Source organism: Avibacterium sp. 21-586 (assembly GCF_026226775.1).
In the GTDB taxonomy this organism is placed as follows: Bacteria; Pseudomonadota; Gammaproteobacteria; order Enterobacterales; family Pasteurellaceae; genus Avibacterium.
Genome location: NZ_JAKKOD010000001.1, coordinates 1,612,002 through 1,628,714 on the forward strand (window position 1 = coordinate 1,612,002; position 16,713 = coordinate 1,628,714).

Here is a 16,713-nt window from a genome sequence, read left to right on the forward strand (position 1 = left end):
ACCAAGGTGTTCGCCTTTGTTTTAATCGTGTTTTTTGCTGTAAATTTTCTAATGGCAAAGGGAAAACTGGCGAGAAAAATCATTTGCAGAAAATAAAGTGCGGTGCATTTTTATCACTGATTAAATTCAGAATAAGCTTGATGATTTTTCTGCATAACACAATGACATTGCTACGCATTTTCTCTAAAATACACAACAAATTAACCAACGAATATAATGATGATCCCAGAACTTGCTTTTCTTGCTTTACTTTTTGCACTTGTTTCCGCCTTGCTGTTGGCGATTGTGCCGCATATTGGGATTAAACAAGGCAATCCACGCCTAATTACATCGGCGTGGAATTTGAGTTATCTATTTGGGATTTTTACCACTCTGTCCTTGCTTGGACTAGCTTATTGCTTTGCGACTGATGATTTTTCCGTGCAATATGTGGCAGTGCATTCTAATTCTGCCTTACCGCAATTTTTCAAAATTGCTGCCACTTGGGGCGGACACGAAGGCTCAATGCTGTTTTGGCTATTTTCGTTGGGATTATGGACAATGGCATTTGCCTTTTTTAGTCGTAAAATCGACCCTATTATTGCCAGTCGAACCTTGTCTATTTTAGGCTTGCTGTGTTTTGGCTTTGCACTGTTTATCGTATTTTTCTCCAATCCTTTTGAGCGTTTATTTCCTAGCCCTTTGGAAGGGCGTGATCTTAACCCGATGCTGCAAGATGTAGGGTTAATTTTCCACCCACCGTTGCTTTATTTTGGCTATGTAGGCTTTGCGGTGAATTTTGCTCTCACCCTTGCCACCTTGTTAAGCGGACATTTTGATGCCGCGCTGGCTCGCTGGACACGTCCTTGGGTGCTGGTTTCTTGGTTCTTTTTAACCTTAGGCATAATGCTCGGCGCGTGGTGGGCATATTATGAGCTTGGCTGGGGTGGCTGGTGGTTCTGGGACCCAGTTGAAAACGCTTCATTAATGCCTTGGTTGCTTGGGCTAGGGCTATTGCATAGTTTATCCGTGAGCGAACAACGTGGCGTTTTCCATTATTGGACGATTTTATTTTCCCTGTTTGCCTTTGCGTTCAGTTTATTAGGTACGTTTATTGTGCGTTCCGGCGTGCTAACTTCTGTACACGCTTTTGCCATGGACGGAGAGCGGGGAATGGCGTTGTTAATGCTCTTTTTCTTGCTCACAACTTGCTCGCTCACCTTATTTGCGCTGAAAGTGAATGTGCACCCAAGTGAAAATAGTACGGTGCATTTTTCCTTTTTTTCTAAAGAAAGCCTAATGCTCATTGCCAATATTTTGGTGGCGGTCGCCACGGCAAGCGTATTTTTAGGCACATTTTATCCAATGCTGTTTAGCACAATGGGCTGGGGTTCGATTTCTGTCGGCGCGCCTTACTTTAACACCATTTTCTTGCCTCTTATTGTGCTGGCATTGCTGGCGATGATTTTTGTCGTCAGTGCATTTTGGAAAAAAATCCACCGCACTTTGTTGCGCCGCAATGTCTTATTGCTAATTCCTGCCTGTGGGCTTGCTTATGCAATGATTGCATTCACCATTCAAAATGATGAAACCTTACATTTTCAGGCCTTGCCCTTTGCGTTAATTAGTTTGGCGTTTTGGTTGCTTGGCGTTACCCTTTGGGGCGCGTGGCGATCCCTTTCTTTAAAGCGTTGGGCAATGGTGATCGCCCATTGTGGACTAGCACTTACGGTGATTGGCGCAACAATGTCGAGCTATTTTGCCAGTGAAATTGGTGTGCGTTTATCGCCTAATCAAAGCCAAATGCTCAACGGCTATGCGTTTCACTACCTTGGTTTTCGTAATAAACTCGGGCCGAATTACACCAGCGAAGTGGCACAATTTGAGATAACAAAAAACGGCGAAAAAATCACCGCACTTTATCCTGAACGCCGTTATTACGAAGTGCGCACGATGAATATGTCGGAAGTGGGGCTATATTGGAACTTGCTTGGCGATATTTATATTGTAATGGGTGATAAACTTGGCGCGGGCGAATTTTCGTTCCGTCTGCATTACAAGCCTTTTGTTCGCTGGCTGTGGATTGGCGCAACCTTAATGGCGTTTGGTGCATTATTGAGTGCCTTTGCCTTACGCACAAGGAGAGCGAAAGATGAATAGAAAAATCATTGTGTTTTTACCCTTATTCTTGATCATTGGCGTGTGTGGTCTTTTGCTGCTAGGGCTGCATAATGATCCGAAAAAAATTGCCTCCGCGTTAATTGGTAAGCCCGTGCCTGAATTTTATCAAAGTGATCTGCTTGAGCCTGAAATCAATGTGAACAACGCATCTTTGCCGAAAGAAACTTATCTCATTAATGTATGGGGCAGCTGGTGTGCCTATTGCAAGCAAGAACACGCCTTTTTGATGCGATTGCAACAACAGGGCGTGCCGATTGTGGGGCTAAATTATCGGGATAAACGGCAAAATGCTTTGCTAATGTTGCAGGAAATGGGCAATCCTTTTCATCAGGTGATTGATGATAGCAAAGGCTTATTCGCAATGAAATTGGGTGTGGACGGTGCGCCAGAAACCTATTTGGTTGATGCCAATGGCATTATTCGTTATCGCTACTCAGGGCCGTTGGCTCAGCAAATTTGGCAACAAGAATTTCTGCCCTTATGGCAAAAATTAGCAAAAAATGTACCGCACTTATCTTTGCAAGAAACAGCTAAGCAAGAAACGGCTAAACAGGAAGGAAAAGAATGAAAAAGTGGTGGTTAGCAGTAATGACATTTTTCTCAATCAGCCAACTGGCTCAGGCAGAAATGGTGGATACCTTTGAATTTAGCAATCCCGCTGAGCGCACCCGAGCCGTTGCCTTGGCAAAATCCCTGCGTTGTCCACAATGTCAAAACCAAAATTTGGTGGAATCCAATTCGCCCATTGCTTATGATCTACGTATTGAAGTGTATAAAATGGTGGAAGCTGGCAACAGCAACGAGGAGATTCTTGAAGTAATGACGAACCGATTTGGTGATTTCGTGCGCTATAATCCGCCAGTCAAACCAACCACCTTGTTATTGTGGGGCTTGCCTTTCTTCTTGCTATTGTTTGGTGCGCTAGCAATGTGGCGAATGTTACGCGTGAAGCCAAAGCCTCAAAATTCAGCGCTCAGCGCAGAGCAACAGCAAGCATTAAACAGTTTATTAGCCAAAACGGATAAATCAGAATGACTTTTTTCATTGGTGTAACCCTTTTAGTCTTGATTAGCCTTGGGCTTTGGTTGCCTTTAGGACGCGGAATAAATTGGCAGAAAAATTATCGCCAACAGCAAAATATCGCCCTTTATCAGCAGCAGATGAAAGATCAGCTTGATCCAGAATTAGCACAGGAATTTGCCCAACGTTTACTTGATGATGAAAAACAGCTCGAAAAACAACCGCACTTTGTGATGACGTCAACGCTGAAAAGCCGTCCTTATTTTGTGGCGTTGAGCCTATTATTGATTGCGCTGCCTATGGGATATTATTTTTCCCTTGATCGCTTTTCTGCTGAACAGCAACATCAGCAGCAACTTCAAGCAAAACAAGTGATTACAACGCAGTCTGCCGATCCCTTTGTTGAATCATTTAATGGGCAAAGTGCGGGGCAAAAAAATGAAACTTATGTGGAAAAAATTGAGCAACGTTTGCGCCAAAATCCCAACAATAGTGAGGCTTGGATCGAGTTAGGGCAGGCTTATATGCAAAATAATGAGTTTGATAATGCCTTGGTCGCTTATTCTTATGCCGATCGCTTAACAGGCGGAAAACCCGCAATTTTAGGCTTGGCGGCGAATACGTTGTATCAAAAAGCAGGGCAAAAAATCACCCCGCAGGTGAAAGCAATGCTTGAACAAGCGCTCTCGCAAGATCCGAAAGAAGCATCGAGTTTATCGCTGTTAGCTGGAGAAGCCTTTGTACAAACGGATTATCCCAAAGCCATTGCCCTTTGGCAAAAGGTGCTAGATTCGGATAAATCGGGAATCGATCGGCGTACTATTATTAAAAGTATGCAAATGGCAGAAATGCTACAAAACGCCAAAAAAGGAGCTGCGCAATGACACCTTATTTTTCTGATACGCTGATTATTGGCGCAGGAGCAGCAGGGCTGTTTTGTGCAGGTCAGCTTGGCAAGCAAGGCAAACAGGTAACGGTTTTAGATAGCGGCAAAAAGGCGGGACGGAAGATTTTGATGTCGGGCGGTGGCTTTTGTAATTTCACTAATTTAGAGGTTACGCCACAGCATTATCTTTCGCACAATCCTCATTTTGTAAAATCTGCTTTAGCGCGTTTTACCCAGTGGGATTTTATCGCATTAGTGGCGGAATATGGCATTGCCTATCACGAAAAAGAACTCGGACAGCTGTTTTGTGATGAAAGTGCGCAACAGATTGTGGATTTATTGCTCGCGGAATGTGAGAAATATCAGGTTAATATTCAGTTACGCCAGCACATAGAACAAGTTTCCGCCTTGAAAAACGGTGGTTTTGCCGTGCAAGCGAACGGACAAACTTGGCATTGTCATCAGCTTGTGGTGGCAACGGGGGGGCTTTCAATGCCTGCTTTAGGGGCTTCCCCCTTGGGTTATCAAATTGCTGAACAGTTTGGCTTAGCAGTGATCCCTCCGCGAGCGTCCCTTGTGCCATTTCGTTGGCGAGAAACAGAGCAATTTTACACCGCACTTGCCGGCGTTTCTTTGCCTGTGCATGTGAGCGCTAAAAATGGGCAGTCTTTCTTCAATCAATTATTGTTTACCCACCGCGGTATTTCTGGGCCAGCGATCTTACAAATTTCTAACTATTGGCAACCGAGTGAATGGGTGGAAGTGGATTTATTACCAAATCAATCCATTGGCGATTATTTACAGGAATTACGCCAAACTTCGCCGAAATTGCAGCTAAAAACAGCATTATCGCGTGTTCTGCCAACGAAATTAGTGGAGCTTTGGCAAGAGCGTGAGATGATCCCAACGGAAATCTTGGCGAATTTAAGCAAAGTGCGGTTGGAAAATTTAGAAAATTTCATTCATCATTGGCAAATTTTCCCTAATGGCACGGAAGGTTATCGTACCGCAGAAGTCACAATGGGCGGTGTGGATACGCACGAAATTTCATCAAAAACAATGGAAAGCGCGAAGGTTAAAGGGCTGTATTTTATTGGTGAAGTGCTAGATGTCACAGGCTGGCTAGGAGGCTACAATTTCCAATGGGCATGGAGTTCCGCTTATGCTTGCGCAAAATACATCGGAGAGCAGCAAAAGAGTAAATAAAAAATGGCTGGTACGGAGAACCAGCCAATTCTTATTTATCTTTATCTTTTTCATCACAGTTATCAATATCGCTACATTTCCCGTAAAGATATAAACTGTGAGTTTTCAACTTAATACCGTGTTGTTCACTGATTTTTTTTTGTCGTTGTTCAATGATTTCGTCATTAAATTCAAACACTTTGCCACAATCCACGCAAATAATGTGATCGTGATGCTCACTCGGTGCAAGTTCAAAAACTGATTTATTTCCTTCAAAATTATGGCGAATCAGGATATGCGCTTCGTCAAATTGATTAAGCACACGGTAAACGGTGGCTAAACCAATATCTTCACCACGTTCAAGCAATAGTTTATAAACATCTTCTGCAGAAAAATGCGACATACTATGTTCTTGCATTAAGGCTAAAATCGTTAAGCGTGGTTCGGTGATTTTTAACCCCGCTTTTTTAAGAAGTTTGATATTTTCTTCAGACATAATGTTTCCTTCCTTTTGCTCTTGGTGGGTTATTCAACTAACTCAGCTAAACACATTTCATCAAAAACTTGTTTTGTCCATTTTTCAACACGTTCTGCGGTGAGTTCGGGTTGACGATCTTCATCAATACATAAACCGACAAATGTGTTTTCATCAATCAATGCTTGGGAAACTTCAAAGGTGTAACCTTCTGTTGGCCAATGACCAACGATAATCGCTCCTTTCGGTTCGATAATATCGCGTACCGTTCCCATTGCATCGCAGAAATATTCGGCATAGTCTTCTTGGTCACCACAACCAAAAATGGCGACTAACTTATCGGTGAAGTCAATTTCTTCTAAGGTTGGAAAAAAATCATCCCAGTCACATTGCGCTTCGCCGTAGTACCAAGTCGGAATACCAATCATTAAAAAGTCATAGGCTTCAATATCTTCTTTTGTGCTTTTGGCGATATCACGAATATCTACCACTTCTGAGCCTAATTGTTTTTGAATCATTCGTGCAATGTTTTCAGTATTGCCCGTATCACTACCATAAAATAAACCAACGATAGCCATTTTTATTTCCTATGTTCTTGAAATTTAAAATATTCTTGTAAAATCGTTACGATTAACTCTGAACGACTAACACGCTGTACAGACGCTAAATCTTCTAATTTTTGAACAATATCCGTATGCAATTTTAGCTCAACACGCTTTAACCCACAGGATTTATCTCGTCTAAGCTGATTACGTTTGTTGATACGCAGTTGTTGTTCTCGGGTCAGCGGATTTGTTTTTGGGCGTCCCACTTTGGGTGTGTTAGCAAACAGATCTAAGGTTATGCAATCTGCATCTTGTTTTGCCATTTTTCAAATCACTGAACTGGTTAAAATGTAGCTAATTGAGAATGATAAGCTACAACTACTTATGATCGCGAACTATATCATAATTCATAGTTGATTAAAACCCTCAACCTTTGATTGGTGAGATTGTTATTGGCTATCTAAAAAACGCTGAATAATGCGAATGATCGCTTCCGGTTTTTCCGCATGCACCCAATGTCCGCTGCCGTTAATGGTAAAGGACGTGGCTTGCGGAAATTGCGCTAAAATCTGCTCGCTATATTCTGGCTGAATATAATCCGACTGCCCACCTTTAATAAATAGGGTAGGGTTGGGGTAAAAACAAGTTTGCCAATCCATAATATTGGCATAATTTTGTTGAAGTGCGGTCAAATTAAAGCGAAATTTTTCCGCCGATTGGCCGTCAAAGGATTTCAGCATAAATTGTTGAATGCTTTCTTGTGGGATATGTTGGCTTAAAATCGGTTTAGCCTGTTGGCGAGTTTCAGGCTGCGCGGCTTTAACGGCAAATAATCCAGCAAAAATGCTATCGTGGCCGTGTTCGCCATATTTCACGGGCGCAATATCAATCACGATCAATTTTTCCACTAAATCAGGGCGAAGTGCGGCGGCTTTCATTGCGGTTTTTCCGCCCATAGAATGGCCGATTAAGATCACTTTTTCTAGCTCTAAATGCTCAATGGTCGCTAATAGATCTTCTGCCATTAGTTCATAATTCATTGATTCAGAATGAAAACTCTGTCCGTGATTGCGTAAATCTACGCGTAAAATAGGGTAATGTTCCGCAAAAGCGCGAGCGATCACCCCTAAATTATTCATATCGCCAAATAAGCCGTGAATAAACACCAAGGTAGGGTTGCTAGTCGGTTGTTTTAATTGATGAAATTGAAAATTGAGTAATTGCGTTTGCGACATAATTTTTGCGTGAGTATTTGAAAATAAATCGCTATAATGTTGCAAAAGCGTAAAGAGATCAAGCAACTGGAGAGAAAAAATGAAAATTATTGAAGTAGATGAAGAACTTTATCAATACATAGCCAGCCAAACCCGATCTATCGGTGAGAGTGCTTCTGATATTTTACGCCGTTTACTCAATTTTCCTGCGGTGCGCGCGGATAACAATGTTGCGATTGCGCCAAGCCTTGCAGCTGATAATCAAAGTGCGGTGGAAATTTCCAATGAATTTGCACAGTCGAATGAAAAAGTGGAAGAAAAGCCAGCGGCAAAAGAAAAAGTGTCCACTAAAAAACAATCTGATGAAGCGATCCAAAAAGTGGTTGGCAAAGTGCGTGAATTGATCCAGTCGGCAGATTTCCAACAAGAAAGCAAAGCCGTAGTGCGCTTTTTAGCCATTTTACGCGTGCTTTATCGCACCAATCCAGAAAGTTTTGCGCAGGCAACAGAATCTTTACAAGGCCGTACGCGCGTTTACTTTGCACGCGATGAAGGCACCTTATTAATGGCGGGTAATCACACTAAACCAAAACAAATTCCTGATACGCCATATTGGGTGATCACCAATACGAACAGTGGGCGCAAAATGTTAATGCTGGAAGGGGCGATGCAATCAATGCATTTGCCAGAAGAATTAATTGATGAAGTGCGGTCATTTTTCACTGCAAATTAATTGGCATTATAATGACATACCTTTGGCAACATTATGCCGCTCAGCCTGATTATCAACATAAAGTAGCCTTGCGTAATGAGCAAGGCGAACTTTTTTCTTGGCGACAACTTAGCGAAAAAATTAATGCCGTGGCTTGCGCGTTTTCTCAGCAAGGGGTAAAGGCGGGCGATGGTATCGCGTTGTGCGGAAAAAATAGTTTTGCTCTATTGCTTGCCTATTTAGCAGGAATTCAGCTTGGCGCAAGAGTGCTAGGGATTAACCCCGCCTTTCCAGAAGAAAAGATCGCGCAATTATGTGAAAACGCAGCAGTGCAATTTTATTATGAGCCTAAGGGTGAAAAAATATTGCAAAATTGCACCGCACTTTTGATTTCATCGAATTTGCCACATTCTTCTACATTAAAAGAAAAGGCAATGGCGGATTACGATCCTAACTGCCCCGCGACAATGACGCTTACATCAGGCTCAACAGGCAACCCTAAAGCGGTGGTGCATACTGTGCAAGGGCATTTGGATAATGCACAAGGCGTGTGCGAGTTTATGGTCTTTGGGGCTGAAAATGCGTGGTTACTTTCTTTGCCTTTATATCACGTTTCAGGGCAAGGCATTGTGTGGCGCTGGCTGTACGCTGGAGCAAGGTTGCACTTACCAAATGAGAATTTTTATACGGAAGCAGCTAGTGTTTCACATCTTTCCCTTGTGCCAACCCAGTTGCAACGGTTTATCACTTATTTACAACAACGTCCTGAACAACCTATTCACACGCAACATATTTTATTGGGCGGTAGCCATATTCCCCTTGCTTTAACACAACAGGCGGCACAATATCACCTGACTTGTTATTCAGGTTATGGAATGACGGAAATGGCCTCCACCGTTTGCGCGAAAAAAAGTGATCAATATAGTGGCGTGGGTTTGCCGCTCAAAGGACGAGAACTTGAACTTATTGACGGCGAAATTTGTTTGCGTGGAGCAGGCTTAGGGCTAGGCTATTGGCAACAAGGTGAAATATTGCCCCTAGTGCAACAAGACGGCTGGCTTCATACCAAAGATTTGGGCGAATGGCAAAATGGCGAGCTACGCATTTTAGGGCGTTTAGATAATATGTTTATTTCGGGCGGTGAGAATATTCAGCCTGAAGAAATTGAACGGATAATCTTGCATTATCCAGAAATAAAACAAGTGGTTATTCTGCCTGTGGAGGACAGCGAATTTGGTCAGCGTCCAGTGGCAATGGTTGAGTTCGCCAATGGATTTAGCCAAAGTGCGGTGGAAAATTTACGCATTTGGCTTGCCACAAAATTAGAAAAATTTAAACAACCCATACACTATTTTCCGCTAGATGTGGCACAATGGGAAAAAGAGGGTGTGATTAAAATTTCACGCAACATGTTAAAAGTAGTATTACAGCAATTAATGGGATAATTAATGAGAGTTATTAAAACCTTTTTTATTTTTATTGTTTTATTGATTTTTGCCAATTCTGTATTAGCTGAGTTACCCTCTATGCAGCAGATTCAAGGACAACTGGCAGCAGCAAAAGAAATGGATCAAGCAGATTCTGCCGATAGAGCACGGATTGCTAATCTAGAAGAAGTTTTAGATTTTCTAGAAAAAATTGACAAGCAAAAGCAGGATTATACGGCATTAAAAAATTTAATTGATAATGCGCCACAAAATATTGTTGCGACACAAAATCGCCTAGACAAATTAAAAAATAAAAATCTTCCTTCCGAGCAAGAGTTATTGAATTTTTCTTTGTCAGAGTTACAGACAGAATTGATTACGACACAACAAAATTTACAACAGGTGCAAACAGATTTGGTAGCAATTAATGCTCAGTTAGTGAGCCAGCGTGCTGCACCAGAGCGTGCGCAGTCTGCATTGAGCGCAAATCTATTAAGATCACAAGAAATTGATAAGCAATTATTTAGTTTAGCACCAGATTCTAGCGATAAAATAAAATTAGATGCAGAATTAGAATATCTGAATCAACAAAATTCTTATAATCAATTATTATTGCAAGGGAATAATGATCTTACTTCCTTATATACTATTCAATCAGAAGAAAAAACATTAGAACAGCAACAGTTACAAAATAAATTATCTTTATTACAGCAAGTGATTAACGAAAAAAACTTGCAAGAAACACGCCAACAAGCAGAACAACTAAAGCAATCTCAACATAATAGCTTAACTACAAATCCAGCCATTTTAGATCAGCAAAATGTTAATTTACAAATTAGCCAAGATCTAATTAAAGAAACAACACAATTAAATATTCTTTCGCAAGATAATTTACGCATTAAAAGTGTATTGGATAATTTACAGCAAACAGAACGTAATATTAATGAGCAAATTAGTGCGTTACAAGGTACTTTAGTGCTTTCTCGGATTATTAATAAACAGAAACAGTTATTACCTCAAGATCAAATGATCCAAGGTTTATCTAAACAAATTACGGATCTTCGCGTGAAGATTTTTGATCTAACGGAATTAAGAGATAATTTATATGACACTGGAAGTTACATTGCGAATTTAGAAAAAAGAGCTAATACGACCTTCAATGATGGAGAAAAAACACAGCTTAATAATATTTTACAAGAAAGACGAAGATTATTATCTGATACCATCACAATATTAAATAATCAGCTTAATTTAGCAATTAATATTGAGTTGAACCAACAACAAGTTAGCGCTATTAGTGACACTTTAGAAAGTAAACTAAAGCAACAAAGTTTTTGGGTTAGGAGTAACCCACCAATTGACCTTGATTGGATTGCCAACTTTTTACCAAAATTACAATTTCAGCTAAAAGATATTTCTAAGTTAATTAACTTTTCAAACTGGAAAGAGAACATTTTACCAGCCACCTCATCTATTTTATTTTTATTATCTATTGTGGGATTAATTCAGTGGCGAAAAGATAAAATTACACAGCGATTAGCATTGATTAATAGCCGTATTAATACCTTAAAAGGTGAGCGTCAGCGTTATACACCAGAGGCTATTTTTTGGACATTAATTCTCTGTTTACGTTCAACTTTTATGTTTCTTTCTGCATTGCTTTTGGTGTTAACTGTTTGTTTTGAATCCCCCGAAAATTTCTTATTTTGGGCGGTGAGAATGGCGGGCTATTGGCTATTATTTGCCTTTATTTTGGCCATGTTGCGGCCAAATGGATTGGCTTATCGTCATTTTAATATGCCGCAATATAACGTACAGTTATTCTATTCCGTATTTAAGCGTTCGGTATGGATTAATGCCTTATGGTTAAATGCTGCGATTTTTACCTATTTGGATACAGGCATTACGAATGATGTATTAGGTGAATTGTTAACAATCTTTATTTTAGTGATTACTTTATTTATTGTTGGTCCTCGTTTACGCTATGCGGTAACCATTTATCAGCAAACTCAAGAGCAATCTGGTGAGCAAAGCCATTTTCTCAGAGTGGCAAGATTAGTTTTAGTGATCGCACCACTAGCCTTAATTGTACTAATTATTATGGGCTATTATTATACTGCACTTAATTTGATGGAACATTTGATCTCCTCTTATTTTGTGTTAGTGATCTGGATGATTGCTCGAGATGTAGTCTATCGTGGCTTTACCGTATCGGCTAGACGCCTTGCGTATCAACGTTTGCAAGACAAAATTCAGGCACAACAAGCGCAAAAAGAAGAGAATAATAATGATCTTAATCCAGACTATTCACGTGCAGAAAGCCTAGCGATTTCGCAAGTCAAAAGCCAAGTGAAAAGTGTGGTGGATCTTTTATTATGGGTAGCATTATTTGGTTTGTTTTATTGGGTATGGTCTGATTTACTTACGGTTGCCTATTATCTGGAAGGGGTAACCTTGTGGCAACAACAGGTGGTAACAGAAACGGGCACAGTGAGTGAATCCATCACCTTGCTGAATTTATTATTTGCTTTAATTATTATTATCGGTACTTATGCGTTAGTGAAAAATATTGGCGGTTTGCTCGAAGTATTAGTATTTTCACGAATGAGTTTTTCGCAAGGAACGCCTTACACCATAACAACATTACTTACTTATTTTATTATTGCTATTGGTGGTGGAGTAGCGTTTTCTGTATTAGGAATGTCGTGGTCAAAATTACAATGGTTATTTGCCGCACTTTCAGTCGGCTTAGGTTTCGGCTTGCAGGAAATTTTCGCTAACTTTATTTCAGGTATTATCATCTTATTTGAACGCCCTGTACGTATTGGCGATGTGGTTACCATTGGCGAATATTCAGGCACGGTATCGAAAATTCGTATTCGTTCCACCACCTTGATTGATTTTGACAAAAAAGAAGTCATTGTGCCTAATAAAGCCTTTGTAACAGAACGTTTGATCAACTGGGCCTTGACGGATTCAGTGACTCGTGTGGTGATTAATGTCGGTGTTGCTTATGGTTCCGATTTAGAATTGGTTAAACGTTTGTTGTTGCAAGCAGCGGATGAATGTGAATATGTTTTGAAAGATCCTGAACCGATGGCCTATTTTCTTGTATTTGGAGCCAGTACTCTGGATCATGAATTACGTGTTTACGTTAATAACTTAAATGAAAGGACACAAACGATTGATCTTTTAAATCGTCGAATTGATGAACTTTTTGCCGCTCATGATGTAGAAATTGCATTTAACCAGCTTGATATTTTTATTAAAAATCAAGCAACGGCAGAGCAAATTAAAATTATGTCGGAAAATTTAGCGAAATCATAAGAAATAAAATAAGGAAAAATGATGGCAGGAAACAGTATTGGACAACTTTTTCGAGTAACTACTTTTGGTGAATCCCATGGCGTTGCCTTGGGCTGTATTGTGGACGGCGTACCACCGGGGCTTGAACTTTCTGAGCAGGATATTCAGCCAGATTTGGATCGCCGTAAACCCGGCACTTCACGTTATACCACACCAAGACGAGAAGATGACGAAGTACAAATTCTCTCAGGGGTGTTTGAAGGGAAAACCACTGGCACGAGTATTGGAATGATCATCAAAAATGCCGATCAACGTTCGCAAGATTATGGCGAAATCAAAGATCGTTTCCGCCCAGGTCATGCCGATTATACTTACCAACAAAAATACGGCTTGCGTGATTATCGTGGTGGTGGACGTTCTTCCGCGCGCGAAACGGCAATGCGTGTGGCAGCTGGGGCAATCGCGAAAAAATATCTGCGTGAACATTTTGGTATTGAAGTGCGCGGTTATCTTTCACAAATTGGTTCAGTGAAAATTGATCCAAAAGCGGTAGAAAACATTACACAAATTGATTGGCAGCAAGTAAACAGCAACTCATTTTTCTGCCCCGATCCAAGTGCGGTGGAAAAATTTGATGAATTAATCCGCGAGTTGAAAAAAGAAGGCAATTCAATCGGTGCTAAATTAACTGTGGTAGCAGAAAATGTGCCAGTAGGCTTGGGCGAACCGGTTTTTGATCGCCTTGATGCTGATTTGGCCCACGCGTTAATGGGCATTAATGCGGTGAAAGCGGTGGAAATTGGTGATGGCTTTGCAGTGGTGGAGCAAAAAGGCTCGCAACACCGTGACGAAATGACGCCAGCAGGTTTTTGTTCTAACCACGCAGGGGGAATTTTAGGCGGCATTAGTTCGGGCCAACCGATTATTGCGACCATTGCGTTAAAACCCACTTCGAGTATCACCATTGCAGGGCGTTCAGTGAATTTGGATAATGAGCCAGTGGACGTGATCACCAAAGGGCGCCACGATCCTTGCGTAGGCATTCGCGCCGTACCGATAGCTGAAGCAATGACCGCTATTGTTTTACTCGATCACCTATTAAGATTTAAGGCACAATGTAAATGAAAAATTTAACCAAATTATTAAGCGCGGTGCTTTTTTGCACAATTTTTTCCGCTAGCAGCGCAATGGCAGGTCCAGAATATTGGCAGAAAGTCAAACGCCCCATTGCAGGCGAGCCAACCCCCGTGGGATCTTATAGCAATGGCTGTATTATCGGTGCGCAACCTTTGCCTTTTAATGGTGAAGGTTACCAAGTGATCCGCACCAGCAAAAATCGCTATTACGGTCACCCAGATATGATTGCCTATTTGCAACGCTTAGGTAAAAAAGCTAAAGCGGCAGGCATTCCAACAATGCTTATCGGTGATATTGCAATGCCGGGGGGCGGACGCTTTTTAACGGGACATGCCAGCCATCAAATGGGCTTGGACGCCGATATTTGGCTACGTTTAGGACGCTTATCCGATAAAGATGCACAAAATCCAGCGGGAATGGGCTTGCTAGTGGTGGATCGCAAAGCGCAACGTGTTGATGATACTGTATGGAACGACAATCACGCCAATTTAATTCGTTTAGCGGCGCAAGATAAGCAAGTGGCACGTATTTTCGTCAATCCTGCGATTAAATTGAAATTATGCCAAACGGTGCGTGGTGATCGCAGTTGGTTGCAGAAAATCCGCCCGTGGTTTGGACACGATTCCCATTTTCACGTTCGTTTAACTTGTCCGAAAGGCGCGACTTACTGTGAAAATCAAGCGCCTGTCCCTGCAGGTGAGGGCTGTGGTGATGAGCTATATTCTTGGTTTAAACCGGCGAAACCTTCAACAGGAACAAGCAAACCTAAAGCGCGTCCACCTGAGCCATTTTTATGCCAGCAAGTGAGCCACGCTCCAAACCAAAGCGAATGGTTGGAATAATCCCTAGAGTCACAATTAAAGTAATAACATAACAGCGGAAATAGGATCGAAAAATGGAAATCAGCCTAAACCTTATTGCGTTATTATTTTTCGTGGCATTGATTGCTGGATTTATTGACGCCATTGCTGGTGGCGGTGGTTTAATCACCATTCCCGCCTTATTGATGACAGGCGTTCCCCCGGCAATGGCATTAGGCACGAACAAACTGCAGGCCTGTGGCGGATCATTTTCCGCTAGCTTTTATTTTTTACGCAAAAGAGCGGTGGATTTAAAAGAAATTTGGCTGCTTGTGTTAATGACCTTTATTGGCGCAGTGCTTGGCACAATCCTTATTCAGTTAGTGGATAGTGCGCTGATTAAAAAAGTCATTCCATTTTTAGTGCTAGCCATTGGCTTGTATTTTTTATTCACCCCAAATTTAGGCGATGAAGATCGGCACAAACGCATTTCTTACGCCACTTTTGCCTTTAGTGCAGGATTTGGAATTGGCTTTTATGACGGTTTCTTCGGGCCAGGAACAGGTTCATTGCTAAGTTTAGCTTTTGTCACTTTGCTTGGTTTTAATCTTGCGAAAGCCACGGCTCACGCTAAAGTGCTAAATTTCACGTCAAATATTGCCGCACTTTTGCTTTTTCTCATTGGCGGACAAATTTGGTGGGAAGCGGGGCTGGTAATGATGTTAGGACAAATTATTGGCGCAAATTTAGGCGCGAAAATGGTGCTAAGCAAAGGCAAGCAGTTAATTCGCCCAATGGTGGTGATAATGTCTTTTATTATGACCGCCAAAATGGCTTATGATCAAGGCTGGTTCGGTTAGTTGAGGTTTTATGGCACAACAAAATGATGATGTACGCTTAACCGCGCGCGTGGGTTATGATCCTAAATGGCAATGGGCGTTTTTATTGCCAAAATATTGGGGCGTTTGGCTTGGTATTTTTGCCTTGGCGCTATTTGCCTTTGTGCCTTTTCGCTTAAGGGATAAGATTGCTGCGAAAATTGGCTTACTTGTTGGGCAAAAAGCGAAAAAACAACGTCATCGTGCAAGGGTAAATTTGCAATATTGTTTCCCTGATTGGACAGAAAACCAGCGCGAAAAGGTAATTGATGAAATGTTTATCACTGTCAGCCAAGTGATGCTTGGCATTGGTGAAATTGCGTTGTGTTCTAAAAAACATCTGCAACAACGTAGCGAATTTATCGGCTTTGAATATATTCAGCAAGCCAAAGCAGCAGGGTATAACATTATTTTAATGGTGCCACACGGTTGGGCGATTGATGCGTCGGGGATTATTTTGCATACTTACGGAATGCCAATGACCTCAATGTATAATCCCCACCGTAACCCGCTGGTAGATTGGCTGTGGACGATGACACGTCAGCGTTTTGGTGGCAAGATGCATGCTCGACAAAATGGCATAAAACCTTTTCTTAACGCAGTAAAAAAAGGCGAAATGGGATATTATTTACCAGATGAAGATTATGGCGAAGAATTAAGTGAATATGCTGATTTTTTTGCCACTTATAAAGCCACCTTGCCAGGCTTGAATAAAATGGCAAAACTGGCAAAAGCCGTGGTGATCCCAATGTTTCCGCGTTATAACGCAGAGCGTGGTAAATATGAAATGGAAATTCACCCGCCAATGCCAATCAGCGAAGAGCCTGCACAAATGGCACGGGAAATGAATAAAGAAATTGAGCAATTTGTTACCCCAACGCCAGAGCAGTATGTATGGATTTTGCGTTTATTAAAAACTCGAAAAGATGGTGCGGATATTTATCGTTAAATTGTATAATCTGTGGTAA

The 16,713-nt window shown here is 41.4% G+C and carries 16 protein-coding genes; 12 read left to right on the top strand and 4 right to left on the bottom strand.

Translation table 11 applies throughout. The features are described 5' to 3' along the window. Positions 1-219: 219 nt before the first annotated feature. Genes nrfE through L5B71_RS07475 form a run of 5 tightly spaced genes read left to right on the top strand, consistent with a single transcriptional unit; the run spans position 220 to position 5,272 of the window. Positions 220-2,139, top strand: a complete 1,920-nt coding sequence (gene nrfE, locus L5B71_RS07455) for a heme lyase NrfEFG subunit NrfE (RefSeq protein ID WP_265757801.1) — start codon at positions 220-222, stop codon at positions 2,137-2,139. Further along, the gene (locus tag L5B71_RS07460) at positions 2,132-2,728 is read left to right on the top strand and encodes a DsbE family thiol:disulfide interchange protein (protein ID WP_265757730.1); all 597 of its coding nucleotides are present in this window, start codon (positions 2,132-2,134) and stop codon (positions 2,726-2,728) included. The genes nrfE and L5B71_RS07460 overlap by 8 nt, the downstream gene beginning before the upstream one ends. Further along, a complete protein-coding gene (gene nrfF / locus L5B71_RS07465) occupies positions 2,725-3,195 on the top strand; it encodes a heme lyase NrfEFG subunit NrfF (RefSeq protein WP_265757731.1) in 471 nt (156 codons plus the stop codon). Before L5B71_RS07460 ends, nrfF begins: the two co-directional genes overlap by 4 nt. After that, positions 3,192-4,064, top strand: coding sequence for a tetratricopeptide repeat protein (locus tag L5B71_RS07470; RefSeq protein ID WP_265757732.1), 873 nt, complete (start codon positions 3,192-3,194; stop codon positions 4,062-4,064). Before nrfF ends, L5B71_RS07470 begins: the two co-directional genes overlap by 4 nt. Beyond that, the gene (locus tag L5B71_RS07475) at positions 4,061-5,272 is read left to right on the top strand and encodes an NAD(P)/FAD-dependent oxidoreductase (protein WP_265757733.1); all 1,212 of its coding nucleotides are present in this window, start codon (positions 4,061-4,063) and stop codon (positions 5,270-5,272) included. Before L5B71_RS07470 ends, L5B71_RS07475 begins: the two co-directional genes overlap by 4 nt. A 31-nt stretch (positions 5,273-5,303) precedes the next feature. On the opposite strand, the gene fur is transcribed toward L5B71_RS07475, so the two are convergent. From fur to L5B71_RS07495, 4 genes are all read right to left on the bottom strand, one after another. Then, entirely contained in the window at positions 5,304-5,747 is a 444-nt protein-coding gene (gene fur / locus L5B71_RS07480) for a ferric iron uptake transcriptional regulator (RefSeq protein ID WP_265757734.1), read from the bottom strand. A 29-nt stretch (positions 5,748-5,776) separates the two neighbouring features. Then, entirely contained in the window at positions 5,777-6,304 is a 528-nt protein-coding gene (gene fldA / locus L5B71_RS07485; RefSeq protein WP_265757736.1) for a flavodoxin FldA, read from the bottom strand. Positions 6,305-6,306: 2 nt separating this feature from the next. Next, on the bottom strand, positions 6,307-6,594 hold the full coding sequence (ybfE, locus tag L5B71_RS07490; protein ID WP_126372036.1) for a LexA regulated protein: 288 nt from the start codon (positions 6,592-6,594) through the stop codon (positions 6,307-6,309). A 126-nt stretch (positions 6,595-6,720) separates the two neighbouring features. Next, complete coding sequence (locus L5B71_RS07495; RefSeq protein WP_265757737.1) at positions 6,721-7,506, bottom strand: alpha/beta fold hydrolase; 786 nt, start codon at positions 7,504-7,506, stop codon at positions 6,721-6,723. A 79-nt stretch (positions 7,507-7,585) separates the two neighbouring features. Here L5B71_RS07495 and seqA point away from each other — a divergent pair, with 79 nt between their 5' ends. The 7 genes from seqA to lpxM are packed head-to-tail and all read left to right on the top strand — an operon-like array spanning position 7,586 to position 16,694. After that, positions 7,586-8,218 carry a replication initiation negative regulator SeqA gene (gene seqA, locus L5B71_RS07500; RefSeq protein ID WP_265757739.1) on the top strand — a complete coding sequence of 211 codons (633 nt, stop codon included), beginning with the start codon at positions 7,586-7,588 and terminating at the stop codon, positions 8,216-8,218. Between the two features lie 11 nt (positions 8,219-8,229). Next, positions 8,230-9,642: an o-succinylbenzoate--CoA ligase gene (gene menE, locus L5B71_RS07505; RefSeq protein ID WP_265757740.1), complete on the top strand. Its 1,413-nt coding sequence runs from the start codon at positions 8,230-8,232 to the stop codon at positions 9,640-9,642. Between the two features lie 3 nt (positions 9,643-9,645). Further along, a complete protein-coding gene (gene mscK / locus L5B71_RS07510) occupies positions 9,646-12,951 on the top strand; it encodes a mechanosensitive channel MscK (protein WP_265757742.1) in 3,306 nt (1,101 codons plus the stop codon). Positions 12,952-12,972: 21 nt separating this feature from the next. Next, positions 12,973-14,055, top strand: a complete 1,083-nt coding sequence (gene aroC / locus L5B71_RS07515) for a chorismate synthase (protein ID WP_265757743.1) — start codon at positions 12,973-12,975, stop codon at positions 14,053-14,055. Beyond that, on the top strand, positions 14,052-14,909 hold the full coding sequence (gene mepA, locus L5B71_RS07520; RefSeq protein ID WP_265757744.1) for a penicillin-insensitive murein endopeptidase: 858 nt from the start codon (positions 14,052-14,054) through the stop codon (positions 14,907-14,909). The genes aroC and mepA overlap by 4 nt, the downstream gene beginning before the upstream one ends. Before the next feature lie 53 nt (positions 14,910-14,962). Continuing rightward, the gene (locus L5B71_RS07525; protein WP_265757745.1) at positions 14,963-15,727 is read left to right on the top strand and encodes a TSUP family transporter; all 765 of its coding nucleotides are present in this window, start codon (positions 14,963-14,965) and stop codon (positions 15,725-15,727) included. Between the two features lie 10 nt (positions 15,728-15,737). Next, on the top strand, positions 15,738-16,694 hold the full coding sequence (lpxM, locus tag L5B71_RS07530; RefSeq protein ID WP_265757746.1) for a lauroyl-Kdo(2)-lipid IV(A) myristoyltransferase: 957 nt from the start codon (positions 15,738-15,740) through the stop codon (positions 16,692-16,694). The last annotated feature ends 19 nt before the right edge of the window (positions 16,695-16,713 follow it).

Excerpts from the sequence above, each read along its gene's own strand:
- nrfE (WP_265757801.1), top strand. The coding sequence starts at position 220 with ATGATCCCAGAACTTGCTTTTCTTGCTTTACTTTTTGCACTTGTTTCC.
- L5B71_RS07460 (WP_265757730.1), top strand. The coding sequence starts at position 2,132 with ATGAATAGAAAAATCATTGTGTTTTTACCCTTATTCTTGATCATTGGC.
- nrfF (WP_265757731.1), top strand. The coding sequence starts at position 2,725 with ATGAAAAAGTGGTGGTTAGCAGTAATGACATTTTTCTCAATCAGCCAA.
- L5B71_RS07470 (WP_265757732.1), top strand. The coding sequence starts at position 3,192 with ATGACTTTTTTCATTGGTGTAACCCTTTTAGTCTTGATTAGCCTTGGG.
- L5B71_RS07475 (WP_265757733.1), top strand. The coding sequence starts at position 4,061 with ATGACACCTTATTTTTCTGATACGCTGATTATTGGCGCAGGAGCAGCA.
- fur (WP_265757734.1), bottom strand. The coding sequence starts at position 5,747 with ATGTCTGAAGAAAATATCAAACTTCTTAAAAAAGCGGGGTTAAAAATC.
- fldA (WP_265757736.1), bottom strand. The coding sequence starts at position 6,304 with ATGGCTATCGTTGGTTTATTTTATGGTAGTGATACGGGCAATACTGAA.
- ybfE (WP_126372036.1), bottom strand. The coding sequence starts at position 6,594 with ATGGCAAAACAAGATGCAGATTGCATAACCTTAGATCTGTTTGCTAAC.
- L5B71_RS07495 (WP_265757737.1), bottom strand. The coding sequence starts at position 7,506 with ATGTCGCAAACGCAATTACTCAATTTTCAATTTCATCAATTAAAACAA.
- seqA (WP_265757739.1), top strand. The coding sequence starts at position 7,586 with ATGAAAATTATTGAAGTAGATGAAGAACTTTATCAATACATAGCCAGC.
- menE (WP_265757740.1), top strand. The coding sequence starts at position 8,230 with ATGACATACCTTTGGCAACATTATGCCGCTCAGCCTGATTATCAACAT.
- mscK (WP_265757742.1), top strand. The coding sequence starts at position 9,646 with ATGAGAGTTATTAAAACCTTTTTTATTTTTATTGTTTTATTGATTTTT.
- aroC (WP_265757743.1), top strand. The coding sequence starts at position 12,973 with ATGGCAGGAAACAGTATTGGACAACTTTTTCGAGTAACTACTTTTGGT.
- mepA (WP_265757744.1), top strand. The coding sequence starts at position 14,052 with ATGAAAAATTTAACCAAATTATTAAGCGCGGTGCTTTTTTGCACAATT.
- L5B71_RS07525 (WP_265757745.1), top strand. The coding sequence starts at position 14,963 with ATGGAAATCAGCCTAAACCTTATTGCGTTATTATTTTTCGTGGCATTG.
- lpxM (WP_265757746.1), top strand. The coding sequence starts at position 15,738 with ATGGCACAACAAAATGATGATGTACGCTTAACCGCGCGCGTGGGTTAT.